This is a genomic window from Aminobacter sp. SR38, assembly GCF_014843375.1.
Lineage (GTDB): Bacteria > Pseudomonadota > Alphaproteobacteria > Rhizobiales > Rhizobiaceae > Aminobacter > Aminobacter ciceronei.
This window is the reverse complement of sequence record NZ_CP062112.1, coordinates 3,807,785-3,834,194: the sequence shown is the minus strand read 5'-3', so window position 1 is coordinate 3,834,194 and position 26,410 is coordinate 3,807,785. Positions and strand designations below refer to the sequence as shown.

Sequence of the window (26,410 nt, the reverse complement as noted above, 5' to 3'; positions counted from 1 at the left end):
TGCAACTCTTGCGAAGCGGTTCACCGCGTGGCCAAACTGGAGCTGTGCAATGTCCGAAATGAAGCCGGGCAGGTCATTCGTCAGCGCACAGCAGGTCGCTGAACTGGCTGGCGTGTCGCGCTCGGCGGTGTCGCGCACCTTCACCGACGGCGCCAGCGTTTCGGAGGCGACCCGCAAGAAGGTGCTCGAAGCAGCCGAACAGCTCGGCTACCACGTCAACCATCTCGCCCGCAGCCTGATCCACGAAGACAGCGGCATCGTCTGCCTGATCGGCGCCGACATCAACACGCCCTACCATTCGCGCCTGCTCGACGCGATCACGCGGCGCCTGCAGGCGATCAACCGCGTCGCCATGGTCATCAACACGTCGGGCGACAGCGACAGCGTCGAGGCAGCACTGCGCCAGACGCTCAACTACCGCGCCAATGCCACAGTGGTCTTGTCTGGCACGCCGCCGGCGTCGCTGATCAACACCTGCATCAACAGCGGCCAGCACGTCATCCTGATCAACCGCGACGACCATCTCGACGGTCCCGAAAGCATCACCGTCGACAACACGGTCGCCGCCCGCGAAGCCTTCCACATGCTGCACCGTGCCGGCTGCCGCCGCATCGCGGTCGTTTCCTCGCAGGCCGGCACACCCAGCTTGGTGGCCCGCGAGCGCGGCTTCGAAGAGGCAGCGCGCGAGGCCGGCCTCGCCGTCTCCATCACACGCGCCGGCCCGACGGGCTATGGTGCTGGCTTCGAGGCCGGACGGCTGCTGCTCAGCGGCTCGGAACGGCCCGACGCCGCTTTCTGCGTCACCGACCTGCTGGCCTGCGGCTTCATGGATGCGGCGCGCGTCGAATTCGGCATGAACGTGCCGGCCGATCTCTGTGTCGTCGGCTTCGACGACATCGAACAGGCGAGCTGGGCATCCTATCAGCTGACGACCTTCCGCCAGCCGATCGCCCAGATCGCCGAGCACATCACGACCTTGCTCGACAGCGACAATCCGGACGTTAACAACGGCCCGGACGTGATCAACGGCCATGGCGCCGTGAGTGGCGGCCGCGTCTGCTTTCACGCAGCTCCGGTCTGGCGCCGGACCGTGCGGCCCAAGTGATCGTTGCGATCGACCTCGCCGGTGGCGAGGTCGACGGAAAAGTCGCGCGACGGCTGGCTGTCGAGCCAGTCGATCATCATGCGCAGGAACGAGCCGAAACGATCCTGCAGGCTGCCCCGCGGCCATGAGCCAGCGGCGTATCGCTGCGCTGTCAGGCGATAGGCAGCGATGCGCGCCGGATCGATGAAGTCGAGCGCGATCTCCCTGCCCTTGCGCAGCCGGTACCAGTCGACGATCACCTCGAACAGCGGCAGCGCGGCCATCGTCCCTGACGCATATTGCGCGCGCCCGACGATGGCGCCGGCATCCTCGACAGACAGCGGCTGCGACATCGCCGCGAAGGCATCGAGGTCGCCAAGTGTCAGCTTCGGTACCAGACGCGCCAGATCCTGCGGCCACTCCTTGGGCAGGTAGCGGTGGCGCACCATTTCAGTGAGGTGCCGGCTGAGTAAGTCGGCATGGCTGTCCGCTTCGGTGACGGCAGCCGAGACGCCGTCCCTTGCCGCCTCGATGCGGTAATGCGCAAACGCCGCGTCATAATCCGGCACATCGGCGATGGTGATGGTCTCGACATCCAAGCGCTCGCCGTCAAACTCGACAATCTTGTAGGCAGGCGGAAAGCCGACAATCGACGGCACGGCGATGTTGACGAGGAAATCGTCGCCGTCGCGGAACACCGCGGTGTCGTTGATATGCAGATGACCGCTGAAATGCAGCTTGATGCCGGTCGCCGCCGCGACCCTGGACACCTCGGGATTGGGCGTGCGACGCAGGAAGCTGGTGTCGTTGAGCAGCCTGGCCTCGTCGGCCGAGGTGCCGTTGAGCGGATCGATGATCGGGTAGTGCGAAAAGGCGATCAGCCGCTTGCCCGACCCCTTGGCTCGGGCCGTGACATCGGTCATCCAGTCGAAGACGAAACCCTTGTTGCGCAGCATCGAATTCCAGCCGGCATCGGTGCTGTCGTGATAGCTCTTCTCCAACGCCGGATCGAGGTCGCCATTGTGTGGCTCGAACACATTGGCGTCGATCGACAGCAGCCAAAGGCCTTCGACGGGCTCGACCAGGAATGAGGCATCGATCATCCGCCTGATGGTCTGCCCGTCGGCGGAAACGATCTCGAAGGTCCGTGCCTCCAACCTGTCGTCGGTCCCGAACGGGCACTCCCAATGCAGGTCGCCGTCGCGCCTGAAAAAGCCGTAGGCGCCCAGCACCGGAATGGCCGAACCATAGCCGCCGCAATACATCTCATCCGAGACGATGCGCTCGACGGATCCGCCCTGCGCCATCGCCGGATCGCTTGTCACCAGCGTGTGCGAACCGTCGGCATTGAGGAAACGCTTGCTCTGGTGCCGGCCATGGATGGCATAGAGATCGTGATTGCCCGGCGTCGCGACAAAGCGCAGGCCGAAGCGCCTGGAGTAGTCGTCGAGAAGCGCGGTCGCCGCTGCCATCGTCGATTGCTGGCCGTCGTCGGTCAGGTCGCCGGCGACGACGACAAGCGAGATGTCCCTTCGTACGATGTCGTCGAGCAGGGCACGGGTCGCGTGATAGCTCTCGTTGAAGACGCGGGTCGACGCCGCCGTATCGGCAAGTGTCCGGATCGCAGCACCTTCGCCGACGCCCACACCTTGCCGGTAGTTGATGTCGTGGAAATGCGGGTCGGCGATGACGGCAATCTTCATTTCATTCTCGCTACGGACGGGCCTCGCCGTCAGTCCTTGTAAGCCAGGGCCGGCACGGGCAAGCCCTTGTCGATCATGGCGATCCACTGTGCTGCCTTGCGTGCGGCCTCGACCAGCATCGGCTTGGGCGCTTCATGCCATTCGTCGCGGTGCAACTCGCGCTGCGCGCGCACATGGTCTAGGGCGGTGTCGAGCGTGGGGAATTTTTCAGGCATTTCGACATACAGGAACAGCGCAACCAGCGAAACCGAGCGGCTGCGGCCGCCACGGCAGTTAACCAGCACATTGCCCTTCTCGCGCCGCCTGTAGGTGGCCTTGTCAGGCAGCACCTGGCTGAGCGCACCGCGCAGCAGATAAAAGCCCGACAGCATCATCGTCTCGGGATTGCCGTGCCCGTCGATCAGGCCGAGCTTGTAGTAACGCACGGCACCGACGCCGTAGATCGCATCGGCCGCCTCGCCCTCGCCGAACGGCTCGGTGGCGTAGTTGAAATCGAGATTGACGGCGCAGTTCACCACCGTGGTGATGTTCTTTTCCCTGAGCAGATCGAGATCGCCAGCACCGTCCATGCCACCGACATAGATGTCGATGCCGTAGCCGGCGATGTCGCGCTCGATCAGGCTGAGCGCCGGGCGCTCATATCGCGGGCTGTTGAGTTGCATGTGGCGGCCTTGATGCTTGATGATGTGTGAAGAAATTCACTTGCCGGCTTCGAGTGCGATGCCGGTCGCTTCGCTCATGCCGAGCGCCACGCCGGGCGCTGCGGCAAGTACCGCTCCGCCCTTGGTCAGCCCGCCGAGCGCAAGGAAAGGCGCAACAACGCCGCCCGCTTCCTTGACCATCAGCAGTCCGGCCAGGCAGTCCCAGGCATGCATGTGCAACTCTGCATAGGCATCCGAGCGGCCATCGGCGACGTAAGCGAGACCCAGCGCGCCCGAAGCGCCGCGCCGCACATTGGCGCCACGCTCGAGGATATTGGACAACACTTCGAGATAGCGCTTGTTGGTCTTGCGGTTCGACCAGCCGAACTCCACGCAGGCGGCGTCGAAATCGCTTGTGCGTGCAACCGACAAGGCCCTGCCGTTGCGGTCGCCACCATATCCGCGACGAGCGAAATACAGCTCGTCCAGGACAGGGTTATAGATCGCGCCGATCTCGGTCTCGCCATTGCTGACGAAAGCAATCGAGATGCAGAAATGCGGAATGTCGCGGGCGAAGTTCGCCGTGCCATCGATCGGGTCGACAACCCAGATATCCGACTTGATCGCCCCACCGCCCTCCTCACCGAGAAAGCCGTCCTCGGGGAACTCTGCGGCGATGCGCGCCTTGAGATGTCGCTCCACCGCGGCATCCGTCTCAGTCAGGAAATCCTGCGGCCCCTTCATGCCGAAGCCGGCCACCCTGTTGCTGAAGCCGTCGAGCGCCACGACACCCGCCGAACGCGCGATGTCGCGGCAGAATGCTGCGCGCCGGTCGAGGCCGGTTTCATCAGTTGCTTCGGTGGCTTTTGCGTGAACCGTCATTTCAATGCCGCCTGTGATACAAGTTGACCTCAATTTGCACAGCTGTGCAAAATCGTCAACGCATTAAGTTAAATGGTGTTTCCGTATTTCATCGAACAACTTGAAGCCGACGTCCTTATGGCCATGCACAGGCGTTCTATCATGCCGCATCACGTCCCCGGGCGGCATCGCGACCGTCGGAGATGCGCCGCGCCACCCGCATCAGCGTCGGATAGTCGGCGCCCTCTCCCAACGCCACATAGCCGGGGCACATGAAGTCGGGCACGCTGGCATCGACCTTGCCGAGGGTCAGCGGGTGATAGCTGCCGCCAGCCTGCTTCAGGATGAGGACCGCTGCGGCCACGTCCCACGGATTGCTGCCAAATCCGGCTGATGCATCGACCCAGCCGGCCGCGACGTGGCACAGGCTGAGCGCGCCGCTGCCCGGCCGCCGCAACGTCGAAAACGTCTCGACCAGTTCGGCGAAATTGGCCAGCGTCTGCTCTTGCCCGTCGCGCCGGAAGTCGCGCGCCACGGGATAGCCCGTGATCAGCGTCGCATGTCGCTCGTCAGATATGGCGCACGAGCGCAGTGGCTCGCCATTCAGCCAGGCGCCAGTCAGATCGGCTGAAAACAGCTTGTCGGCGACGGGGTCATAAACCGCGCCGGCAGCGACCTGCCCTTCGATCGCCACGCCGACTGACACACACCAGAAGGCAAAGCCACGGGCGAAGTTGGAGGTGCCGTCGATCGGATCGACATACCAGCGCACCCGGCCGGCACCGCTTTCGCCGGCCTCCTCGCCTATCACCACGGAACCGGGCACCTCGGCCAGGATGAAGGCGCGGATCGCCACTTCCGCTTCCTTGTCGTATTGGGTCACCACGTCATGCAGATCGACCTTGTAGTCGACCGCCATGTTGGAGCGAAATGCCGCCAGCAGCGGGGTGCGCATCAGCTGCGCCGCCTGTTCGGCAACCGTTCTCAGGCGCCTGGATTCCTCGATACCAGTCATGCCGCGATCCCGCGTGTGGCTTCATGGAAAAGACCGAGCAGCCCGACCGGGTCGGCGACGATGGCATCGGGCTTGAGCTTCAATTCATAGGGCAGGTCGTATGTACCTTTGGCTTCCATCAGGATGTTGCCGCCGATCCCGGCACGTTTTCCGCACAGCACGTCGCGGTCGAAATTGTCGCCGACATACCACGCCGCCTCCGGCTCGATGCCGAGCGAACGTGTCGCCAGCCAGATCACCTCGGGGTTCGGCTTGCGCAGCTTGACCTCGTCGCTGTGGATGACCACGGCAAAGCGCCCAGTCAGCCCATGGACATCGAGGAAATCGACATGCACCTGGCCGCACAGCGCGTTGCTGACGATGCCGACCGGCACGCCTGCGCCATCTGCCGCGTCGAGCAGGTCGAGCATACCGGTGCGCAAGACACGCTCGCTCTTCCAGTTGCCCATCTTGCGGCAGAGGTCGTAGGCCTCGGCCACGACGACATCCCGCGCCTGCTGCGGCCAGTCGCCGGCGACGAAGTCGCCCCAGAATTCCTCGTGGCGCAGCTCGCGCGGCGCAAGTGGTCGCGACATCGCATCCTTCCAGTGCGAGTCAGCGATGCCGCCGGCCTTGATGTCGGCGGTGATCTGCTCGACCGAAAGTGCCGACGCCTGCGCGCCGGCCTGGACGAGCAGGCCATGCACATGCAAGGCCAGCCGCTCCCGCCAGCCGGGCAGGTGCGTCGTCGATACGATCACGCCGCCAAAGTCGAGCAGCAATGCCCTGGGTGGCGCGAGTTTTCGCCCCGAATTGTCAGACATCATCACGTCTCCAGTTGTTCCCGATGAAAGCGGAAAAAAGCGGGACGGAGCCGAAGGAGAAGGGCCCCGTCCCTAGCCCACCGGGAAACTATTTCTTGTAGGCGACGCGCCAGAGGTCCTGCCAATCCTGGCGCGCGTCCCAATCTTCGAGTGCGGTCGAGGCGTCGTATTGCTGCAGCTTGTCCAGCACCTTGCCGATGCCCGACGGCTCGTCGGCAGGCAGGCCGATGTCGGGGTTGGTCGGCAGCTTGCCGTCCTTCACCTGCGGCGCGATGCCCTCCGCGGTCAGGATGTAGTGGATGAACAGCTTGGCCGCGTTCGGGCTCTTGGTGCCGGTGGCGATCAGTCCGAGCTTGACATAGGTCCAGCCCGGCCAGGGATCGAGCCCTTCGCAGAGCCCGAGCTTGAAACCCTTGTCGGCATTGTCGCGGAACTTGGCCGAGCTCATCAGCCCAAAGAACGGTTCCTTCTGGCCGGGCGCGCCGACAGCTTCGGAGATCGCGTCGTCGGCATCCGCAAGCAGCGGCGAATTGCCGGCAAAGCCCTTGACCCAGGCAGCCGTCGCGCTGTCTTCGCCGACCTCGATATCCTTGCCGAAATGCGCCTTGTAGGCAGCCTTCATCTTGTCGTCGTCATGCGTCGCAGTCTGGTTGAACCAGTCGGGATAGGTGCCCTTCGACAGCGGATCGTAGAAGGCGACCTTGCCTTTCCACGTGGGATCGGTGAGCTCCCAGATGTTCTTCACCGGGCAGGCATCGTAGGCCTCGGTGTTGTAGGCCCAGACAGCGGCATTGGTGGTGATCGCCAGCGGGTTCTGGAACTTGACCGGGATCTTGTCGGCCATGTCAGGCGGCAGGTAGCTCTCGACGAATTTCTGCGGCAGCAACTGCGCCAGGCCGGCTGGCGCGTCGGTAATCAGCACCACGTCGCCCTTGACGTTCTTGGCCTGGCCCTCGCGCACGATCATCTCGAGCTGCGCGCTCGCCGACACCTTGATGCCGGTTGCCTTCACTCCGTATTTGGCGGTGAAGTTCTCGGCCATTTCGACGATCTTGCCGGTGCTGTCATAGATATTGATCGGCGCTTCCTTCTTCGCCGCCTCGACCAGCGCGTTGAGGTCAAAGGTTTCCGCGCGCGCCGGAGCCGACGCCATCACCATGGCCGTCATCAGCCCGGCCAGCGCCGTCGTTGCCAGTGCAACTTTCCTGCTCGTTCCAAATGCCGGTTTCATCGTTTCCTCCCCAAAAATCCGGCTGAAACGCGCCCGGCGTCAGTGCCGGGCGCGACAATCGCAAGCGCTATTTCTTGTAGTTGATGCGCCAGAGATCCTGCCAATCCTGGCGCGCGTCCCAGTCACTCTGGGCCGACGCCGAGTCGTAGGGGAAGATCTGGTCCAGCACCTTGCCGATGCCAGAGGGTTCGTCGTCGGGCAGCTTGGCGTCGCTGTTGGTCGACATCTTGCCGTCGGCCGCCTGCGGGGCGATGCCCTCCTCGGTCATCAGATAGTGGATGAACAGCCTGGATGCGTTCGGGCTGTCGGTGCCCTTGGCTATGAAGCCGAGGCTCGGATACATCCAACCGGCAAAGGGCTTCAAATCCTTGCACAGGCCAAGCTTGGAGCCGACGTCCTGGTTGTTGCGGAACTTGGCCGAGCTGATCAGGCCGATGAACTGCTCCTTCTGGTCGGGAGCGCCGACCGCCTGGGCAGCTGCCTCGTCGGCATCGGTGAGCAACGGGCCGTTGGCGGCGAGCGCCTTGACCCAGGCGCCGGTAGCGCCGTCCTCACCCGCTTCGAGATCCTTGCCGTAATACTCCTTGTAGGCGGCAGCCACCTTGTCATCGGCGTTGGTCGCCATCTGGTTGAACCAGTCGACATAGGACGCCTTGTTGAGCGGGTCCTGCATGGCGAGCTTGCCTTTCCACTTGGCCTCCGTCAGCTCCCAGATATTCTTGACCGGGCAGCTTTCGTTGAGCTGGGTGTTGTAGGCAAAGACGTTGGCCTCGTTGGAGACGGTCAGCGGGTTCTGGTACTGCGCCGGGATCTTGGCGGCGAGATCCGGCGGCAGCCAGCTCTCGACGAAGCCCTGCGGCACCAACTGCGCCACGCCGGCGGGCACGTCGCTGATCTGGATGACGTCGCCCTGCACGTTCTTGGCCTGGCCCTCGCGGATCACCATTTCCAGCTGCGCCGCGGCATTGGCCTTGGTGCCGGTCGCCTGCACGCCGTACTTCTTGGTGAAGGCCTCGGCCTGCTTCACGATCTTGCCGGTGCTCGAATAGACATTGATCGGCGGTTCCTTCTTCGCCGCCTCGACCAGCGCGTTGAGGTCGAATTCCTCGGCCTGTGTCGCGCCGGCAAACGATCCGACAGCGGCAGCCAGTGCCGTCGCCGCCAGGAGCCGTTTCACACTGAAATCCCTGCTCATTCTCTCCTCCCTTGTCAGGCCGGCGCCATGCCGGCCGTGTCGTTCCCGATGGTCCTGCTTGCTTCGCCCCGGGGCAGTCCTCCACCGCCCGAAGGGAATTCTCCTCAATGCAGCTTCGCCGGCCGCATCAGCCTGTCGGCCACTTCCATGCGCTGGCCTGCCTTGTCGAAGACATGCAGCGCCTTTGATTTGGCCCACCAGGTCACGGCCTCGCCGACCTCGACCTCCGGCGACTGGTGCGTGGTCATGAACAGCTTCTCGCCGCCAGCGGTGAGCTCGATGATCCAGCTGCCGCCGGTGGGCAGGATGCCGGTCACCTCGGCCTGGCCGGCAACGGCGCCGTCGGCCACGCCGCGCTCGGCATCAGCCAGCCGGATCGCCTCCGGTCGGATGCCGATCGAGCCCGCGTCGCGCAACTCAGCGAAACGCGCGCCGAGATAGGCATTGGCGAGCTGCGACACCTCCGATTTTCCATCACCCAGCTCGACGATGTTGATCGGCGGATTGCCGACGAACTGCGCCACGAAGCGGTTGGCCGGCCGCTCGTAGATGTCGTTGGGCGTCCCGACCTGTTGCAGCTCACCCTCGCTCATCACCGCGATGGTGGTGGCCAGCGTCATTGCCTCCCACTGGTCGTGGGTGACAAACACGATGGTGGTCTTGAACTCGCGGTGCAGCCGCTTGAGCTCGGCCCGCATCTCAAGACGAAGAGCGGCATCAAGGTTGGACAGCGGCTCGTCGAGCAAGAGCACCTCCGGATTGACCGCCAGCATGCGGGCCAGCGCCACGCGCTGCTGCTGGCCGCCAGACAGTTGCGAGGGATAGCGATCTCGATACTTCTCGATGCCAAGTGTCTTCATCACCTGGTCGACGCGCTGCTCGCGCTCGGCCTTGGGCATTTTGCGCAGGCGCAGGCCGAAGTCGGTGTTGCGCTCGATGGTCAGATGCGGCCACAGCGCGTAGCTCTGGAACACCAACCCCATCTCGCGCTTTTCCGGCGGCACGAACACGCCATCGACGACCGAATCGACGACACGCTGGCCGACGCGGATCTCGCCCGCCGTCAGATGCTCCAGCCCGGCGATCATGCGCAATGTCGTGGTCTTGCCGCAGCCGGATGGGCCCAACAGGCACATGAACTCGCCATCGCCGATTTCGAGATCGAGATCGGCCACTGCGTTGGCCGAGTTGCCGCCGTAGTTCTTCTCGACGCCGCTCAGGTTGATCTTCGGCATGTCAGTTCCCCAGTCCTTGCGCGAGATTGGTCTTGGTCAGCTTCTGGCCGAGCAGCGCGCCGAAATAGGCGAGGCCGGCGATGATCAGCACGACGGCGTTGGCGGCCTGCGTGTAGTGGTAGTCGACGAGCCGGAGCGAATAGGTGGTCAGCACGTCGGTCGAAGGAACCGCCAGCACGACGAACAGGCTGAGGCCCTTGATGCCCGAGATGAAGGGCAACAGGATGCCCGTCGTCAGCGACCCCTTCTGGATCGGGATGACGATCGAGATCATGCGGCGGAACCAGCCGGCGCCGGCGATCTGAGCCGCCTCTTCCGGATCCTTTCCGAGCTGTGTCATGGCGGCGATGCCGGCGCGCGAGGCATAGGGCATCTGGTCGGCGATCAGCGCCAGCATCAGGATCAGCGTCGTGCCGTAGAGTGCCGGGATCGGCCCGCGCGGCACGGCAAACAGCGACAGATAGGCAGCTGCAAAGGCGATGCCGGGCACCAGATAAGGCAGGAACGTCACCTGGCGCAGGAAGGTGCCGAGCGGCTTCACCGGGGTACGCGCCACCACATAACCGACCAGCAGCCCGAGGATACCTGAGGTGATCGAGGCGACACCGACGATGCGCAAGCTGTTCCAGGCTGCGTTCCAAAGATCCGGGCTGAGCAGGATGCCGGTCTGCAGCGCCACCGTGTTGAGGTTGGTGCCGATCCAGTAGTCGAGCGTGAAATTGTCGAGGTTGAACTGGCCGGGCACCCGCATCACAGTCGACAGGAACAGCGTGCCGATCGGCAGGCCGACGCTGAGCAGGAACATCAGCGCGGCAAAGCCGGTCGCCGGCAGCCTGAGGATGCCGAGCGGGCTCAGCCGGTTCATCGAGCCTTTCGAGCCGATGGTGACGAAGCGGCGCGCCTCGCGCATCAGCCGGGCATCGATGGTGATGGTGATGATGCCGATCAGCATGATGGCGCCTGCCAGCACCGCTCCCACGCCGACCTGGCGCGACGAGATGTTCTGGTAGAGCGAGGTCGCCAGGACGTCGAAATTGACCGGCAGGCCGAGCACGTAGGGCACACCGAACTCGCCGAGGCATTTGGCGAAGATCAGCACCATCGCCGACATCAGCGATGGGCGCATCAGCGGCATGATGATCTTGCGGGCCACCGTCAGCCTGCCGGCGCCGAGAATCCGGGCCGAGTCCTCGAGCTGCGAGTCGAAGCGGCGCAGCGCGTTGCCGAACAAAAGGATGACGAAGGGCGAGTAGTGCAGCGCCAGGATGATTGTCACCGGCAACTGGCCGTAGGACAGCCAGTCGGGCGGCGAAAAACCGATCGATTCCAGCCAGCCGGGCTGTCCGCCGACGGTTCGGTTCTTGAACAGGGTCGTCCAGGCCAGTGCGAAGGTCCAGGCCGGTAGCATGTAGGGCACGATGAGGGCGGTGGCGAACCAGCGGCGGCCGAACATGTCGGTGCGGCTGAGCAGCCAGGCAAGCGTGCCGCCGACAAGCATCGACAGCGTGATAGCGCCGGCCGCCACGCTCAGCGTGTTGACCAGCGGCTCCCAGAACAGGTCGTGCGAGATGCGCGAGAGAAAGACGCGGTCGATGTAGTACCAGGTCAGTTCGCCGACATCCTGCTTGATGCGGCGTTCGTCGCCGAACTGCACCCGCATCGCATCCGACAGCATCGAGATGATCGGCACCACGATGAGATAGGCAAACAGTGCCGCGGCGAGCACGCCGATGATCGTCGTCGGCTCGCGCAGCGCCACCTTGGTCCGGTAGCGCAGGCGCTGTGAGCGGGTCGGCGACTTCAGGGTAGCCACAGTCCCGTGGGTTACGGTCGCCGGCTTCACCACCGTCTGGACAGAACTCTGCGATTGGCCGCTCACGAGGTCACGCCCCGCCGGCAGATTCCGTCATGGCTGCTGCACACGTCACCGGGGACGACCCGGCGCAGATGCACTGCATGGCCTGCATGCGATGGCATGAGCATGAATTCTCCTCCGTTGGGCGCCTCGAAGCGGACCTTGCGCCCCGCAGCTTGAGCCGCCCGGACACACCTCACCCGTCCTGCTTCCGACACCACCGCCGCCTCCCGGCGGTGCGGCACATTCCCGTGCCTGTTGGCATATTCATTCCATCGACGGTACGTTCATGTCAATCCAGATTCTGCAAAAATTTGCACAGGCGTGCAAAACATATGATTTTGTCTGAAATGGCCAAATTTTGCCAATGCTGGCTTCATCAACCTCGATTGGACAACCCTTGCATGCCGCAAATATGCACTGCCGTGCAATGCACAAAATGTTGCTGTGGCAAAACATGCAGAAATGCCCGGGAAAGCGCACTCGGCGCATGACCCCAAAGCCGCCTCTTTCGCAGTGCACTCAACATCTCTAGGGTGCGCCGCACGCAGGAACCGCAGGAATCGGGCAAGGAAACGGAATGTCGAACGAGCAGAAATCAGCGCCGGCAAAGAACGGCAAGGTGGCGCTGATCACCGGTGTAACCGGACAGGACGGCGCCTATCTCGCCGAGATCCTGATATCGAAGGGTTATGTCGTCCACGGCATCAAGCGCCGCTCGTCGTCCTTCAACACCGGCCGCATCGAGCATCTTTACGAAGACCCGCATGTCGCCGACCCCAGGTTGATCCTGCATCATGGCGACCTCACCGACGCCACCAACCTGATCCGCATCGTGCAGGAAACGCAACCGGACGAGATCTACAATCTCGGCGCCCAGTCGCACGTCCAGGTCAGCTTCGAGACGCCCGAATACACCGCCAACTCCGATGCGCTCGGGCCGCTCAGGCTGCTGGAAGCCATCCGCCTGCTCGGTCTCGTCGGCAAGACGCGCTTCTACCAGGCCTCGACCTCCGAGCTCTATGGCAACATCCCGGCGCCGCAGAACGAGACTTCGGGTTTCGCCCCGCGCTCGCCCTACGCCGCCGCCAAGCTCTACGCCTACTGGATCGTCGCCAACTACCGCGAAGCCTATGGCATCCACGCTTCCAACGGCATCCTGTTCAACCATGAAAGCCCGCTGCGCGGCGAAACCTTCGTCACCCGCAAGATCAGCCGCGCCGTGGCGGCGATCGAGGCCGGCATCCAGGACCGGCTTTATCTCGGCAATCTCGACGCCCGGCGCGACTGGGGCCATGCCCGCGACTACGCGCTCGGCATGTGGATGATGCTGCAACAGGACAAGCCCGACGACTATGTGCTCGCCACCGGCGAAGCCCACAAGATTCGCACCTTTGTCGAAAAGGCCTTCGCCGAGATCGGCACCAGCATCGAATGGCGTGGCGAGGGTGTCGGCGAAACCGGCATAGACAGCGCCACCGGCCGCGTTCTCGTCGAGATCGACCCGCGCTACTTCCGCCCGACCGAAGTCGACTATCTGCTCGGCGACGCCTCCAAGGCACGGCAGGCGCTTGGCTGGCACCACAACACCAGCTTCGACCAGCTGGTGGCCGAGATGGTTCGAGAAGATCGTCGCGGGCTGGCAAAAACCGGTGAGCGCAGCAATGGCTGACATCCTCTATCCGCTCGCCGGCAAGCGCGTCTGGGTCGCCGGACACCGCGGCATGGTCGGCTCAGCGCTTGTGCGCCGCCTCACACGGGAAGGCTGCGAAGTCATCACCGCCGGGCGCGACACCGTCGACCTGACCCGGCAGGCCGAGGTCGAGGCCTGGCTGGGCGAGACCCGCCCACAAGCGGTGCTGCTCGCTGCCGCCAAGGTCGGCGGCATCCTCGCCAACGCCACCTATCCCGCCGCGTTTCTCTACGAGAACCTGGCGATCGAAACCAACGTCATCCATGCCGCGCACAAGATCGGCGTGGAAAAGCTTTTGTTCCTCGGTTCGAGCTGCATCTATCCGAAATTCGCGACGCAGCCGATCGCGGAGGATTCGCTGCTCACCGGCGCGCTCGAACCCACCAACGAGTGGTACGCCATCGCCAAGATCGCCGGCCTCAAGCTTGCTGAAGCCTATCGCAAGCAGCATGGGGCCGACTTCATCTCGGCGATGCCGACCAACCTCTACGGCCCGGGCGACAATTTCGATCTCACGTCCAGCCACGTCCTTCCGGCGCTGATCCGCAAGGCGCATGAGGCCAAGTTGTCTGGTGCGGCCGAACTGACGATCTGGGGCAGCGGCACGCCGCGGCGCGAGTTCCTCCATGTCGACGACGCCGCCGACGCCATGGTGTTCCTGCTCAAGTCCTATTCCGGCGACCAGCACGTCAATGTCGGCTCCGGCACCGACGTAACGATCCTCGAACTGGCCGAGACCGTGGCGCGTGTCGTCGGCTTCGAGGGCCGCATCGCCCTCGACACGTCAAAGCCGGATGGCACGCCGCGCAAGCTGATGAGCGGCGACAAGCTCGCCCATCTCGGCTGGCGCCCGCGCATCGAACTCGAAAGCGGCATCCGCTCGACCTACGACTGGTTTGTCAACAACGCGCTTTAGCCGAGACGGGTCGCGCCCGCCCGGGCTGGCCCGAATGCCTAGTTGACGATCTGGATGCTGGTGTTGGACGGGCCATAGGCCTGGACCAGCTCGTAGAAGTCGGCCGCATTGTCGGGGTGCAGGCGCACGCAGCCATGCGAGGCCGGGCGGCCGAGGCGGCTGATGTGGTTGGTCGCATGCACGGCGTAGCCGCCATTGAAGAACACCGAATGCGGCATCGGCGCATTGTCGTACTTCTTCGAATACCACATCTCGTGCATGCGCGTCGGCTTGTAGGAGCCCTTCGGCGTGACATAGCCGCGGCCCGCAGTCGACACCTTCCAGATGAAGGCCGATCGACCATCGATGATGACATGCATGCGCTGCTGGCTGATCGACACCCGCGCCACGATCTTGCTCGCGGCAAAGGCGCTGCCCTGGCCGGCAGCCAGCAGCAGTGCAGCGCCGGTCATAGCGATGGCGGCAATGTTGATGATGCGCTTCTTCAGTTCGGAATTCATGACGTCCCCCTTGAGCCGGCCGCGCCGGCAGTAAAAATGCATTTCGGAATGGACGTCTTTTGCCAGAGCCGTGTTTCAGACATATTTCGTTTAGATATTCTTTACGTTTCATATTCGTTTCTAAATTGCCAAGTTTGGTTTCGCGGTCATTGACATCCCCTAGGTTTGCAACAGCCGCGCGGCGACGCAAACTGGGCTGAAGCAGCGCTCGCAGGCCGCCGCCGCTTATGATTCATTTGATATGACGTCGGGTTATGCCGCTGAAAGCGCAATTCAAGCGCCGGCCGGCCCGGCAACGTCCTTGAAACATTCGGAAGCACTAAAGGCCATCCGGCGGCATCTTCCCGATACAGCCGGCCGGCACATTCAGCCACGACGAAACGAACGTTGCGAAGGTTGGATGAGCGCGAAACGGCTGGCTGCGAGATGGTTCCTGCGGGTGGGCGTCGCTACGGCGATTCTGTCAGGAATCGGCTTTCTGGCCAGTCCGGGCAACGCTATGGCAGCTGAATTGCCACCGGTGCAGGACATGGCGCCGGTGGCCTCCGCAGCCATCTTCTTCGCAGCAGCCTTGTTCGTCGCAACTCTGCACATCGGCCGGGTCCATGGGCGTGGGTGCCTGGCCTGGGTGAGCAGACCCTCGCGCGTCACTCGCAGCGAGGACAGGATACCCGCGCCGTCCACGGCAGGTCAGGCGGCGCGGGTATCTCGGTAGCCATTTTTGATTGAACCCCTGAAACGGAAAACGGGGCCACTGCAATGAAGAGACAGTTCGCAGCATCGGTGCTTTCGGCACTGCTCTATACCCAGGGGCTGCTTGGCTTCGCGGGCGTAGCGAGCGTGCTCCTCAAGGACAGGGCCCATGCCGAAGAGACGGCGATTGTCGAGATGGCCGCGCCGGCGGTCGTTGCTCCGGCAAGCTGACATTTTGGTCAGCTCGGCGTCATCAGTTCGGGTTTTCGGTTGGAGTGGTTGTGCCGGCCTCCTGGCCGGCCGTCCTTGTCGGGGGGTCGAAACGATAGCCCGAACCCCGGATGGTCGTGATGCTTTCGGTGTCGAGCTTGCGGCGCAGGCGCACGATGCGCGAGTCGATCGAGCGGTCGAAGGCATCGGCACTTTCAGCCGGCGCCGCCGCCATGATGTCGTCGCGGGTCAGCACGCGCCTTGGTTGCGACAGGAACAGCTTGAGCAGCGCGATCTGGCCGGGCGACAGCTGCTCTTCCTCGCCGGTGCTGTGCATGACGAGTGCGGAGCGCAGGTCGACCGTCGAATTCTCCAGCACCACCAATTCCTGCGTGCCGCGTCCCCGGCGCGTGAGGAGGCCGCCGATGCGCGCGGCGAGCTCCCTCACCACGAGAGGGCTCTCCACGACATCGGCGGCGCCAAGTTCGAGCGCCAGCACCTTGTCGACCAGTTCACCGGGTCGGCAGATCAGCACGAAGTCGGGACCGCCCTCGCCGCCGAAACGGCGCAGCAGGTCACGCCCCTCGGCCGGCGTCACGCCGTCGCCGACAACGACGACATCGATCCCCTTCGCCGACAAAAGCGGCTCGGCCTCCCACAGCCGCTTGGCACAACGCACGTCATGGCCGCGCCGTTCGAGATGATCGGCCAGGTCGGAGGCAATCACCTCCGCAATGGCGATAAGCGCTACGACCGATCTTCCAGCCACGTTCCACCCCGCATCGTCAGCCTCAGTGCGACCATGGCCTGCCGGCGCGGACTGCGCGGCGCCTGCCGTGGCAAGAAAATGCCCAGGGATGCGCTCGGCCGGGGATGGGTCCCCAGTCGCCTCGCCCCTAGCCCAAAATCGCCCCTAACGAGGCAGGAAGCCATTGGCAACTGCCCACCTGAAATGATCGCTGGACATCATGTTTATACCCAATCTACTTTCCGCCGGTAGCGGAGGCGAGACTAAACTGCGCGCTCGGATTGTCATCGTCGAAGATGAGCCCGACCTGAGGGATGCCGTCGCCGAATATCTCGGCGCGAACGGCTTCGACGTGACTGCTGTCGAGAGTGCCGCTGCCCTGCGCAGCATCATCGAAACCGAACAATTCCAGCTTGCCATCCTGGATATCGCCATGCCCGGCGAAGACGGGCTGTCGCTCGGCCGCTGGCTCAGGGCGAAAATGCCGATCGGAATCATCTACGCCACCGCCGCAGGCACGGCTCTCGACCGCATCGTCGGCCTCGAGATCGGCGCCGACGACTATATGGTCAAGCCCTACGAACTGCGCGAACTTCTGGCCCGCGTGCGCTCGGTCATCCGGCGCGTGCCGCAGCCCGAGAGTTACCGGCAGTCGCTGCTGGCCGCCCAGCCGCCGCGCCGCACCATCGCCTTCGGGCCGTTCCAGGCCGACCTCGACGGTCGCCTCGTCACCGGCAGCAGTGGCGCCATCATCGATCTCGCCAAGAGCGAATTCGACATGCTCGAGGTTTTCCTGACGCGGCCCAACCGGCTGCTCAGCCGAACCACGATTTCCGAGGCCATCGGCTTTGCCGAAGACCCCGAATCCTCACGCGCCGTAGACATTCGCATCATGCGCCTGAGGAAGAAAATCGAAGACGATCCGGCGAACCCGAAATTTCTGCGCACCGTGCGTGGCGAAGGCTACATCTTCTCCTTGCCCGGCAGCGAAGGCTACTAGCGCATCGACCCGATAATCGCAGTCGATTTTCGGAAAGCACGATGCGCAGATTATGAAACTGGAGCGTCCTTTATGCGTCCTATTGGACGCATGGCGCACCAAAGCCTCCGGGCCCGCCAGGAACCGCGATGACATTGTTGACCGTCTCCCGCACCGACAACCCGTCGGGCACGCCGAGCCCCACCATCGTGGCCGGGCAGATCGTGCGCCGGCTGCGCGCAGCCCAGGATTGGCAGATCGAGATCGACACGATCCTGCGCAGTCTCGCTACAGGTTTCGGCGGTCATCGCACCATCCTGTTCCGGCTGCGCGACGTGCCCGGCCAGGGCTTCGCGCAGTCGATCGCCGCATTCTGGGTCGACCCGAAGATCGACGCCGTCGCTGCGCCGCCGACGACGATCAACCAGACGCTTGTCGATTCCGACCCGCTGCTTGAACGCCTCGCCGAGGAAGGCCGCCAGGGCAAGATCTTCACCGGCCTGACCCGCGACCTCAGCGGCTTCCTGCGCAATGACTTCGAAAAGCAGCACATCAAGTCGTTCCTGTCGGTGTCGGTGTCGGCGCATGGCCATCTCTGGGGCACGCTCGCCGTCAATGACTGCATCGTCGAGCGCCACTGGAACGACGACGAAATCGCAGCACTCGAGATCATTGCGGCCGCCCTTGGCGATGCCATCGAGCGTTCGCTGTCGGAGTATCATGTCAGTGAGATCATCCGCCGGACGATGCTGCAGGCCTCGCTCGACGCCATCATGGTGGTCGACGAGACCGGCTCGATCATCGAGTTCAACCCGGCGGCCGAGAAGATGTTCGGCTGGACCCGCGACGAAATCCTGGGCAAGGACCTGCTCGACACGGTGATCCCCACTTACTACCGCAAGGGCTACAACAACGGTGCCGAATATTTGGCCGGGCGTGGCTCGCCGATGGTCGGCCACCGGCTCGAGACCGTGACCCAGAACGCGTCGGGCGAGATCATTCCGATCGAGCTCACCGCCAACGAGATGCGGCTCGCCGACCGACGCCTCGTGCTCGGCTCGATCCGCGACCTCAGGGAAAAGCACCGCGCCGAGGAAGAGATCAACCGCCAGCGCGAAAAGCTGCATCAGAACGAAAAGATGGCGGCAATGGGCTCGCTGCTCGCCGGCGTCTCGCACGAGCTCAACAATCCGCTCGCCGTGGTGGTGGCGCAATCGACGCTGCTGCACGAATTTGCCACCGACCCACAGACCAAGGTCCGCGCCGAAAAGGTGCGGGCGGCCGCGGAACGCTGCGGCCGCATCGTCAAGAGCTTCCTCGGCATGGTCCGTCTGCACCCGACCTCGCGCGCCGAGACCGACCTCAACCAGGTCATCCGCGCCGCCCTCGAAGTCACCGCCTATGGCGCACGTTCCAGCGGCATCAGCATCGCCACCGAGCTTGTGCCGGGCACGCTGAGCGTCATGGCCGATGCCGACCATATGACCCAGGTGGCCGCCAACTTCCTGGTCAACAGCCAACATGCGCTGGCCGCGGCACCCGGCGACCGCATCATTCGCGTCAGGACGTTCCGCAATGCCGACGGCAGCGCCGGCTTCTCGGTCGAGGACACCGGCCCCGGCATATCAGAGGCGATCCGCGACCGCATCTTCGAGTCCTATTTCACCACCAAGCCGGTCGGCGTCGGCACCGGCATCGGCCTGTCCATCTCGAAGGCCATCGTCGACCGCCACAACGGCAAGGTCTGGTTCGAGCCGGTGATGCCGACGGGTGCCCGCTTCGTCGTCGAACTGCCGCCGATGGGCGACGGCCACGGCACGATGCTCGAAGCGACGCCGAAGTCGAGCGGGCTGCGCCATGCCGTCATCATCGATGACGAGCCCGACGTTGCCGCTTCGCTGGCCGACATTCTCGAACTGATGGGCGTCAAGTCGCGCATCGTTTCGACCTGGGACTCGGTCTCGGAGGCGCTCGCCGATCAGCCCGACATCATCTTTTCCGATTTGCGCATGCCCGACCGCAGCGGCATCACCATCTTCCGCGACATCGTCGCGACACAGCCCGAGATGGCGCCACGCTTCGTGCTCGTCACCGGCGACCTGATCGGCGCCAAAGCCGAGCTTGAGCAGCTGCCGCCCAACCTCAAGCCGCATATTCTGGAAAAGCCGTTCAGCACTTTCGACGTTCGCAGCGCGCTCAGCGCCGTCAGCGAACAGGTCGCCGACGGAGCCTGAGCTCACTGCGCCGTGTAGCCGCCGTCGATGACCAGTTCGGTGCCGGTCACGAAGCCCGATTCGTCCGAAGCGAGATAGAGCACGCCGTAAGCGACGTCCTCGGGTTCGCCGACCCGACCGAGCGGCGTCAGCTCGACCGCCTTGTTGCCTTCGCCGCTCACAGCCAGCTTGTCCAGCGCGCCCGACGACATCGGCGTGCGGATCCAGCCGGGACAGATCGAGTTGACACGGATGCCGTAGCGCTGCTTGGCGCAGTGCAAGGCGGCCGACTTTGTGAACAGCTTCACCCCACCTTTGCTCGCGACATAGGCAGCCGTCGACGGGCTTCCAACAAGGCCCATTGTCGACGAAAAATTGACGATCGCCCCGCCCTTGGCGGTCCTTCGCATCGCCTCGATGCCATATTTGGTGCCGAGGAACACGCCCTCCATGTTGACGGCCATCACCTGGCGCCAGTCGTCGAGGCTGAGGTCCTCGACACTGCCGAAGGGCGCGCCGACACCGGCATTGTTGACCAGGATGTGGAGCCCGCCGAATGCTTCGAGCGTCCTTGCCATCACTTCTTGCCAGCCTGCTTCCGAGGTTACGTCATGTTCGGCATAGAGGCTGCGTCCACCGGCGATCCTGATCGCCTCGGCGACCTGGCGGCCCTTGTCGGCCTGCAGGTCGCTGACGACGACGGCGGCACCCTGGCGGGCCAGCAGCCTGGCGCTCGCCTCGCCCATGCCTGACGCCGCTCCGGTGACGATCGCAACTTTTCCTTCGACGCGGCCCATCGCTGCTCCCCTCGCTTGAGGGTACGACGGTCGCGCGACGACGGTCGTTGCTGCATCGTCCCGAGAGACTAAGGCCGGCCGACACCGGAACAAAAAAAGCCCCCGCAGCCGAGGCCGCGGGGGAGGTACGCGCTGGAGGATATCTGTGCAGGCGCGGGGATAGGTGGCAGCGCTCGGAGAGCGCTAGAAGATGTTGGGCGTGGTGCGGACCGGCTCGGCACTGGCGATCAGCCTGACCTTACGGGCTTCGCGCATGCCGGTTTCCTTGGCGATGGTCTCGACGCAGATCTTGCTTTCGGCGCCCCAGGCCTGCCCGCGGCAGGCGATATCGGTCTCGGACAGCGGCAGCCGGTCTGTCTTGGCGGTCGTGTGCGCGCCCTCGAACGCACCGAGCCGCGTGCCCATCGAGGCAAAGGCCGGACCACTGGTCGGCACCAGGGCCATCGACGCCAGCGAGGCAAATACGAAAATCGAAAACATTGCCATCGGGTGCTCGTTGGCACGCTGGCGGATGGCAAGGCGCGGGCGGCGATAGATGTGTGAACGCGGCTGGAACTTGTGGTCGAACTCGGCAAGCTGGGTGGAACCGGACATTGGGCAGCTCTTTTCGTTAAATTTCATTCCCCTGTTAATGTGAATGTAATCGCGCTTTGTAACACAGCGATGCTGATCAGTGACGCCTAATGCAACAACCGATAAACATCACAAACAGTCAGCATTTCTGTCTAATCGGTCACAAACAGTCGCCATTTCAGTCATTTCCACCTGGAGGCTGTACCATTTCGAGAAACAGACAGAATCGCCTTTGTAACAGCCTGCCTGAAATTCAGGCACATTCGAAAAGAAACGAAAGGCCGATGCAGTCGCCTGCACCGGCCTTTCGCGATCGCTATGCTGCTGCCTGGCCGACGCCAGACAACAACTCTCAATGTCAGCTGTTGAGCACGTCGGCCCATTCGGGGTGACGGCGGAATTGCGCCGCCGCAAACGGGCAGAGCGGGATGATCTTCTTGCCCGCCGCGCGCGCGTCCTCGACCGCCCGCGTCACCAGCCTCAGGCCGGCGCCCTGGCCGCGGAACGAATCGGGCACCTCGGTGTGGTCGATGATGAACAGCGTCTCGCTGACATTGCTGTAGGTCATCTCCGCATCGGCGCCGCCGGCACCGCGTATGACATAACGTCCCTTGCTGCCGCGGTCCTCGCGCTCGATCGCCGCCAGTTCTTCAGTCATGCTGCCGCTCCTTTTGTCACGCCGGCGAAAAGGCTTTTCACCGCTTCGATTTCGTTGGGCCGCACCTCGTGGCCGCCGTCATGCCATTCGAGACTGATATCGGCGCCGGCTTGCCGCAAACAGGCGTCGAGCCGGCTCGTCAGGTCAGGCGGACAGATCGGATCGCGCCGCCCCGCCGTGATCAACACATGCCGGCCATTGAGGCTGCCCTTCACGTCAGGCGCAAACGGGATCAGTGGGTGCATCAGTGCGACAGCATCGAACAGATCGGGCTCGGCAAACAGCACCGAGGCCAGGATGTTGGCGCCATTTGAGTAGCCGAGCGCCAGCACCTGCGACGGCTCCACTGCCGCGACATGCGTCTTGACGAATTCGGCCATCTTGCCGGTCGCCCTGGCGAGATCCTCCATGTCGTAGACGCCCTCGCCGGTGCGGCGGAAGAAGCGCGCCGCACCCATTTCGGAGACGTCGCCGCGCGGCGACACGATGGTCGCCCCCGCCGCCAGCTCACGGGCAAAGCCAAGCAACTGGTTCTCGTCGCCGCCGGTGCCGTGGAAGGCAAAGACCAGCGGTCCGCCGGGTTCCCCCGGCAGCACCTTGTGGATGTAAGCGTCCTTGCTCATCGGTCCCTCCTCAGTCGCCCAGCGGCTGCAGGTTGTTTTCCAGATAATCCCTGAGATGCGCGTGCTGCGACGGCAGCTTCAAAGCCTCGCCGAGATGGGCGGTGTCCTCGTCGCGGTCGAAGCCGGGTTCGTTGGTCGAGATCTCGAACAGCACGCCACCGGGGGTGCGGAAGTAGATCGCCCAGAAATAATCGCGGTCGATCACCGGCGTCACCTGGTAGCCCGTCTCCATCAGCGCCTTGCGCACCTCGAGTTGCTTGGCCCGATTCTCGACAGCAAAGGCGATGTGGTGCACTGATCCCGCACCGAGACCGGCGAAGGACGCACCCGGCAAGGTCTCGATGTCGATGACGTCGGCGCCATTGCCGTCCTTCAACGCCAGCCGCTTGATGTTGCCTGACGTGTCGACCGTCTCATAGCCCATGAACTTCAAAAGCTCTTCGGTCGCCCCGCCATCGCGCAGCCTGAGCGAAGCCGAGTGGAAGCCGCGGATCGCCTCGTCATTGCCGACGCCGCCCTTGATCCAGGGCGCACGGCTGTCGCCCTTGGCCTCGACAAGCGCGAAACCGTCGCCATCGGGACCGGCGAAGCTCAGGCGCTTCTCGCCGAACTGCTCGTCACGCGCGAGTCCGCTGACGTCCTGCTCGGTGAAGCGCTTCTCCCAGAAGGGCAGCGTACCCTCGGGAACGGAGAACACAGTGGTGCCGACCTCGCCGACCCCGGGACGGCCCTTGCCGATGTTCGGGAACGGAAAATAGGTCATGACAGAACCGGGCGTGCCCAGCTCATCGGCATAATAGAGGTGGTAGACGTCGGGCGCGTCGAAATTGACTGTCTTCTTGACCCGGCGCAGGCCGAGCTTGTGGGTGAAGAACCGGTTGTTTTCAGCCGCATCCCCAGCCATCGAGGTAACGTGGTGCAGGCCCTTGATCTGGTTGAGCATCGTCTTGCTCCTTTCGCTTGCCGCGGCCCCTGCCGCTCTGTTGGGCCGAATATGGGCGCATCGAATGTCGCGTCATAGTGGCCGGTCACAGAATGGTCAGTATCCAAAAAGTGAACAATGAAGGCGAGCTCGTTCACACTTTCTGGTATGACCGCTGCGGCAGAGAGGATGCTTGCGCATGGCGGTGAATCCGGCTTCCTTGGCCCGCGATTTCAGTTCCAGGGGGCGAGCTTGGCAGGCACCGGCAGACGGCAGAACATTCTTCTCATCACTTGCGACCAGTGGCGCGGCGACAGCCTGTCGGCTGTCGGTCATCCCGTGGTGAAGACGCCAAATTCGGACGCTTTGGCGCGCGAGGGCGTGCTGTTTTCCCGCCACTATGCCGGTGCGGCCCCCTGTTCGCCGGCGCGCGCCTGCCTCTACACCGGCCTCTACCAGATGAACAACCGCGTCTGCCGCAATGGCACGCCGCTCGACGATCGCCACGACAACATCGCCCGTGCCGCGCGCCGCGTCGGCTACGACCCGACCCTGTTCGGCTACACCGACGTCTCGCCCGACCCGCGCAACCGCGCGCCGGGCGACCCGTTCCTGCGCAGCTATGAAGGTGTCCTGCCCGGCTTCACCACGCGCCAGCTTCTGCCCGAGCACCAGAAGGGCTGGCTGTCCTGGCTCACCCAGAGCGGCATCGATTCCAGCGCCGGCTTCCCCGATGTCCACCGGCCGGCCAATGCCGATGCGCCCGAGGTCAGCAACGCGGTTCCCATTTATTCGAAAGACGAAACGCCGGCCGCTTTCCTCACCGGCGAGTTCCTGCGCTGGCTCGGCGAACAGGACAAGGGCGAGCCCTGGTTCGCCCATGTCTCCTTCCTCAGCCCGCATCCGCCCTTCATCGTGCCGGAGCCGTTCAACACCATGTACGATCCGGCGGAAGGCCCGGCCTACAACAAGGCGCCGAGCTTCGAAGCGGAGAAGGCAAGCCACCCCTTCCTCGCCTACCACCTCGAGCATCACCAGGGTAAGTCGAGCTTCATCCCCGGCGCCCCCGGCAAGGTCGGCGACTGGAGCGAGGACGAATTCCGCAAGATCCGCGCGCTCTATTACGGCATGATCTCGGAGGTCGATTCCCAGCTTGGGCGCATCTGGCAAGGCATCCGCGACAAGGGCGACTGGGACAACACCATCGTCATCCTGACCTCCGACCACGCCGAAATGATGGGTGACCACCACATGCTCGGCAAGGGCGGCTGGTTCGACGGCTCCTACCACATCCCGCTCATCGTCAAGGCACCCGGTCATGAGCGGGCGGCCGGCAGCACCGTCGACCGCTTCACCGCTGCCGTCGACATCATGCCGACCTTGCTTGAGCTGGTCGGCGGAGCGGCGCAGCCGCATCTAGACGGCCAATCGCTGAAACCCTTCCTCGATGGCGACGAGCCCGCCGACTGGCGCGACGCCGCCCATTGGGAATACGATTTCCGCTCGGTCGCCAACGGCACCACGGAAGCCTATTTCGGCACCGGTTCGCGACAGCTCAACCTGTCGGTCATCCGCACTGAAGCGGTCAAATACGTGCATTTCGGCGGCGGCCTGCCGCCTTTGCTCTACGACCTCGCCAATGACCCCGGCGAAACACGCAACCTCGCCAATGATCCGGAGTGGCTGGCCGTGCGCTTGGAATTTGCCGAAAGGCTGCTGGCCTGGCGCGCCAGGCATCTCGACCAGTCACTGGCGCTATCGGAGCTGGCAGAGAATGGCCCGACAGGCCATTTCCTGCGCTTGCCATAACCTCAACGAAAAGGCCCGCGCCGAAGCGCGGGCCCCTCCTCTCAGGTACGCCGCAACTACTGAACGATGATCAGGCGCTGCTCGTCGCGCTTTTCGGCCCAGCTGCCCGCGTCATAAACGGGCTGGCCTTCGAGCTGCTCCTTGGTGAAGGTGGTGTAGAGATATTTCTTGCCGTCGGCATCGACCATGAAGGCAAGGTTGTCGCTGCCGACCGCGACCTTCTTTTCACCGACGCCAAGGAAGCCGCCAACGTCGATGACATAGGCATCGATCTTGCCGTCGGCGGTCATCAGGATGTCGCCGATCTCGCCGATATTGGCATCGTCAGCACCATAGACGGTGGTGCCCATCAGCTCTTCGGCGCGCAGATCGGCCGCCGGCAGCTCCTTCAGAGTCGACTTGTCGATCGCCGCCGTCTTGGTGTCGTCGGCCGTCGCCGCATCAGGCGTGGCGGCCGGCGCCTGGGCGGTCTGTTCCGTCGCAGGGGGCGTCGCCTCGGGCGTTGCCGGCGCCTGCGCCGTCTGGTCGGTGGCCGGCGCGGCCGGATCGGTCGCCGCTACGGCTGCGGGAGCCGGATCATAGGCGCGGCGATTGAAATCGGGCAGCGCCTGCAGCTGCTCCTTGGTCGTCGACATCACCAGCCAGCGGTCGCCGTTCTTCTCGGCCCAGTCGAACTTGTCGAAGCTGACGGCGACATTCTTTTCGCCGATACCAAGGAAACCGCCGACACCAATCACCAACTGGTCGGCCTTGCCGTCGGCGGTCAGGACGATGTCGTTGACGTTGCCGATGTTCTCGGCGTCGTCGGCGGTGCCGTTATAGACCTTCTCGCCAATGATGTTGGCGGCAAGGAAGCCCTCGGCATGCGGGATCACCTCAGGTGTCGCGGGGGCAGCTTCCGTAGGGGCTGCCGGAGCCGGTGCAGGTGCTGTGGTGTCCTGGGCATAGGCGCCCGTCGCAAGCAGGGCTGCAATGGCGGTCGTGGCCAAGAGGTTGCGGATCATGGTAAAGTCTCCTCGTGCGTGTTGTTCATGCATGCCGCGCCTTGACCTGTCTTTTGCCGGAACGGTCGGGCGCGGCCTCCTACGGGTTCACAACGCCGTGACCCCGCCATGGTTCCGAATTTTTCCCCTGTCGGGATTGGCCGGCCTGGCCTTCGAAACCGTCGCCCGCAATTGGACGGGCGAGACGAAATCTCCATGGAAACCAAGATACTTAGCCGGGAGCCGTGGTCGTCTGGTTGGCATCTTGATCGATCATCTCGCCATAGAATTCTGCGGCACCCCATGCCGCCATGGCCAGCATCAGCGCTGCCAGAAGCACCAGCAGGACGTGACGGCCGCGCGTCCCCTGACGCGCCTTTCGGGCTGGAATGATCTTGCTCATCGCTGCTCTCCCAAATGGTTCCAGGAGGGCTAACGACAGCATAACGGCATGGTTCCCAAGTTTCGGC

Annotated in this window: 25 protein-coding genes; 7 read left to right on the top strand and 18 right to left on the bottom strand. The window is 63.9% G+C overall.

The features are described from left to right. Positions 1 to 49 precede the first annotated feature (49 nt). Positions 50 to 1,105 (top strand): substrate-binding domain-containing protein, encoded by a 1,056-nt coding sequence (locus IG197_RS18810; RefSeq protein WP_192314150.1) that lies wholly within the window; start codon positions 50 to 52, stop codon positions 1,103 to 1,105. Here IG197_RS18810 and IG197_RS18805 read toward each other — a convergent pair. From IG197_RS18805 to IG197_RS18765, 9 genes are all read right to left on the bottom strand, one after another. Further along, a complete protein-coding gene (locus IG197_RS18805; protein ID WP_192314147.1) occupies positions 1,063 to 2,787 on the bottom strand; it encodes a metallophosphoesterase in 1,725 nt (574 codons plus the stop codon). The genes IG197_RS18810 and IG197_RS18805 overlap by 43 nt on opposite strands. Positions 2,788 to 2,816: 29 nt before the next feature. Then, positions 2,817 to 3,449 (bottom strand): dual specificity protein phosphatase, encoded by a 633-nt coding sequence (locus tag IG197_RS18800; RefSeq protein ID WP_192314144.1) that lies wholly within the window; start codon positions 3,447 to 3,449, stop codon positions 2,817 to 2,819. Between the two features lie 36 nt (positions 3,450 to 3,485). Then, positions 3,486 to 4,310, bottom strand: coding sequence for an inositol monophosphatase (locus IG197_RS18795; protein ID WP_192314141.1), 825 nt, complete (start codon positions 4,308 to 4,310; stop codon positions 3,486 to 3,488). A gap of 139 nt (positions 4,311 to 4,449) precedes the next feature. Further along, complete coding sequence (locus IG197_RS18790) at positions 4,450 to 5,304, bottom strand: inositol monophosphatase family protein (protein WP_192314138.1); 855 nt, start codon at positions 5,302 to 5,304, stop codon at positions 4,450 to 4,452. Further along, positions 5,301 to 6,107, bottom strand: a complete 807-nt coding sequence (locus IG197_RS18785) for an HAD family hydrolase (RefSeq protein ID WP_192319855.1) — start codon at positions 6,105 to 6,107, stop codon at positions 5,301 to 5,303. Before IG197_RS18785 ends, IG197_RS18790 begins: the two co-directional genes overlap by 4 nt. Positions 6,108 to 6,195: 88 nt before the next feature. Continuing rightward, positions 6,196 to 7,338 (bottom strand): ABC transporter substrate-binding protein, encoded by a 1,143-nt coding sequence (locus IG197_RS18780; protein ID WP_067957379.1) that lies wholly within the window; start codon positions 7,336 to 7,338, stop codon positions 6,196 to 6,198. Positions 7,339 to 7,405: 67 nt separating this feature from the next. Continuing rightward, positions 7,406 to 8,533 (bottom strand): ABC transporter substrate-binding protein, encoded by a 1,128-nt coding sequence (locus IG197_RS18775; protein ID WP_067957376.1) that lies wholly within the window; start codon positions 8,531 to 8,533, stop codon positions 7,406 to 7,408. A 104-nt stretch (positions 8,534 to 8,637) separates the two neighbouring features. Further along, positions 8,638 to 9,768: an ABC transporter ATP-binding protein gene (locus tag IG197_RS18770; RefSeq protein WP_067957374.1), complete on the bottom strand. Its 1,131-nt coding sequence runs from the start codon at positions 9,766 to 9,768 to the stop codon at positions 8,638 to 8,640. Position 9,769: 1 nt separating this feature from the next. Then, positions 9,770 to 11,611 (bottom strand): ABC transporter permease, encoded by a 1,842-nt coding sequence (locus tag IG197_RS18765; RefSeq protein WP_371746554.1) that lies wholly within the window; start codon positions 11,609 to 11,611, stop codon positions 9,770 to 9,772. Between the two features lie 592 nt (positions 11,612 to 12,203). Between IG197_RS18765 and gmd the strand changes: the two genes are divergently transcribed. Continuing rightward, entirely contained in the window at positions 12,204 to 13,295 is a 1,092-nt protein-coding gene (gmd, locus tag IG197_RS18760) for a GDP-mannose 4,6-dehydratase (protein ID WP_192314136.1), read from the top strand. Then, complete coding sequence (locus IG197_RS18755) at positions 13,288 to 14,232, top strand: GDP-L-fucose synthase (RefSeq protein WP_192314134.1); 945 nt, start codon at positions 13,288 to 13,290, stop codon at positions 14,230 to 14,232. The genes gmd and IG197_RS18755 overlap by 8 nt, the downstream gene beginning before the upstream one ends. Positions 14,233 to 14,270: 38 nt before the next feature. On the opposite strand, the gene IG197_RS18750 is transcribed toward IG197_RS18755, so the two are convergent. Continuing rightward, positions 14,271 to 14,732 (bottom strand): L,D-transpeptidase, encoded by a 462-nt coding sequence (locus IG197_RS18750; RefSeq protein ID WP_192314132.1) that lies wholly within the window; start codon positions 14,730 to 14,732, stop codon positions 14,271 to 14,273. A 759-nt stretch (positions 14,733 to 15,491) separates the two neighbouring features. On the opposite strand from IG197_RS18750, the gene IG197_RS18745 reads away from it, so the two are divergent. Continuing rightward, positions 15,492 to 15,656, top strand: a complete 165-nt coding sequence (locus tag IG197_RS18745; protein WP_192314130.1) for a hypothetical protein — start codon at positions 15,492 to 15,494, stop codon at positions 15,654 to 15,656. Positions 15,657 to 15,678: 22 nt separating this feature from the next. Here the strand turns inward: IG197_RS18745 and IG197_RS18740 are convergent, their stop codons facing one another. Further along, complete coding sequence (locus tag IG197_RS18740) at positions 15,679 to 16,404, bottom strand: response regulator transcription factor (protein WP_192314128.1); 726 nt, start codon at positions 16,402 to 16,404, stop codon at positions 15,679 to 15,681. Between the two features lie 199 nt (positions 16,405 to 16,603). On the opposite strand from IG197_RS18740, the gene IG197_RS18735 reads away from it, so the two are divergent. Both IG197_RS18735 and IG197_RS18730 read left to right on the top strand, forming a co-directional pair. Next, a complete protein-coding gene (locus IG197_RS18735; RefSeq protein WP_154385668.1) occupies positions 16,604 to 17,383 on the top strand; it encodes a response regulator in 780 nt (259 codons plus the stop codon). Positions 17,384 to 17,511: 128 nt separating this feature from the next. Then, positions 17,512 to 19,596, top strand: coding sequence for a PAS domain S-box protein (locus tag IG197_RS18730; RefSeq protein ID WP_154385669.1), 2,085 nt, complete (start codon positions 17,512 to 17,514; stop codon positions 19,594 to 19,596). 2 nt (positions 19,597 to 19,598) lie between these two features. Here IG197_RS18730 and IG197_RS18725 read toward each other — a convergent pair whose 3' ends face one another. The 5 genes from IG197_RS18725 to IG197_RS18705 all read right to left on the bottom strand — a co-directional run bounded on the left by IG197_RS18725 (position 19,599) and on the right by IG197_RS18705 (position 23,169). Beyond that, a complete protein-coding gene (locus IG197_RS18725; protein ID WP_192314126.1) occupies positions 19,599 to 20,372 on the bottom strand; it encodes a glucose 1-dehydrogenase in 774 nt (257 codons plus the stop codon). A 183-nt stretch (positions 20,373 to 20,555) separates the two neighbouring features. Next, entirely contained in the window at positions 20,556 to 20,966 is a 411-nt protein-coding gene (locus IG197_RS18720; RefSeq protein WP_192314124.1) for a hypothetical protein, read from the bottom strand. Between the two features lie 337 nt (positions 20,967 to 21,303). Beyond that, positions 21,304 to 21,603 carry a GNAT family N-acetyltransferase gene (locus IG197_RS18715; RefSeq protein WP_192314121.1) on the bottom strand — a complete coding sequence of 100 codons (300 nt, stop codon included), beginning with the start codon at positions 21,601 to 21,603 and terminating at the stop codon, positions 21,304 to 21,306. Further along, entirely contained in the window at positions 21,600 to 22,226 is a 627-nt protein-coding gene (locus IG197_RS18710) for an alpha/beta hydrolase (RefSeq protein WP_192314118.1), read from the bottom strand. The genes IG197_RS18715 and IG197_RS18710 overlap by 4 nt, the downstream gene beginning before the upstream one ends. Before the next feature lie 10 nt (positions 22,227 to 22,236). Further along, positions 22,237 to 23,169 carry a VOC family protein gene (locus IG197_RS18705; protein WP_192314115.1) on the bottom strand — a complete coding sequence of 311 codons (933 nt, stop codon included), beginning with the start codon at positions 23,167 to 23,169 and terminating at the stop codon, positions 22,237 to 22,239. Between the two features lie 231 nt (positions 23,170 to 23,400). On the opposite strand from IG197_RS18705, the gene IG197_RS18700 reads away from it, so the two are divergent. After that, positions 23,401 to 24,957: an alkaline phosphatase family protein gene (locus IG197_RS18700; RefSeq protein ID WP_192314112.1), complete on the top strand. Its 1,557-nt coding sequence runs from the start codon at positions 23,401 to 23,403 to the stop codon at positions 24,955 to 24,957. Positions 24,958 to 25,013: 56 nt separating this feature from the next. Here the strand turns inward: IG197_RS18700 and IG197_RS18695 are convergent, their stop codons facing one another. Together IG197_RS18695 and IG197_RS18690 are read right to left on the bottom strand one after the other, a co-directional pair. Next, a complete protein-coding gene (locus IG197_RS18695; protein WP_192314109.1) occupies positions 25,014 to 25,961 on the bottom strand; it encodes a PRC-barrel domain-containing protein in 948 nt (315 codons plus the stop codon). A gap of 211 nt (positions 25,962 to 26,172) precedes the next feature. Next, positions 26,173 to 26,343 (bottom strand): hypothetical protein, encoded by a 171-nt coding sequence (locus tag IG197_RS18690; RefSeq protein ID WP_169808314.1) that lies wholly within the window; start codon positions 26,341 to 26,343, stop codon positions 26,173 to 26,175. Positions 26,344 to 26,410: the final 67 nt, after the last annotated feature.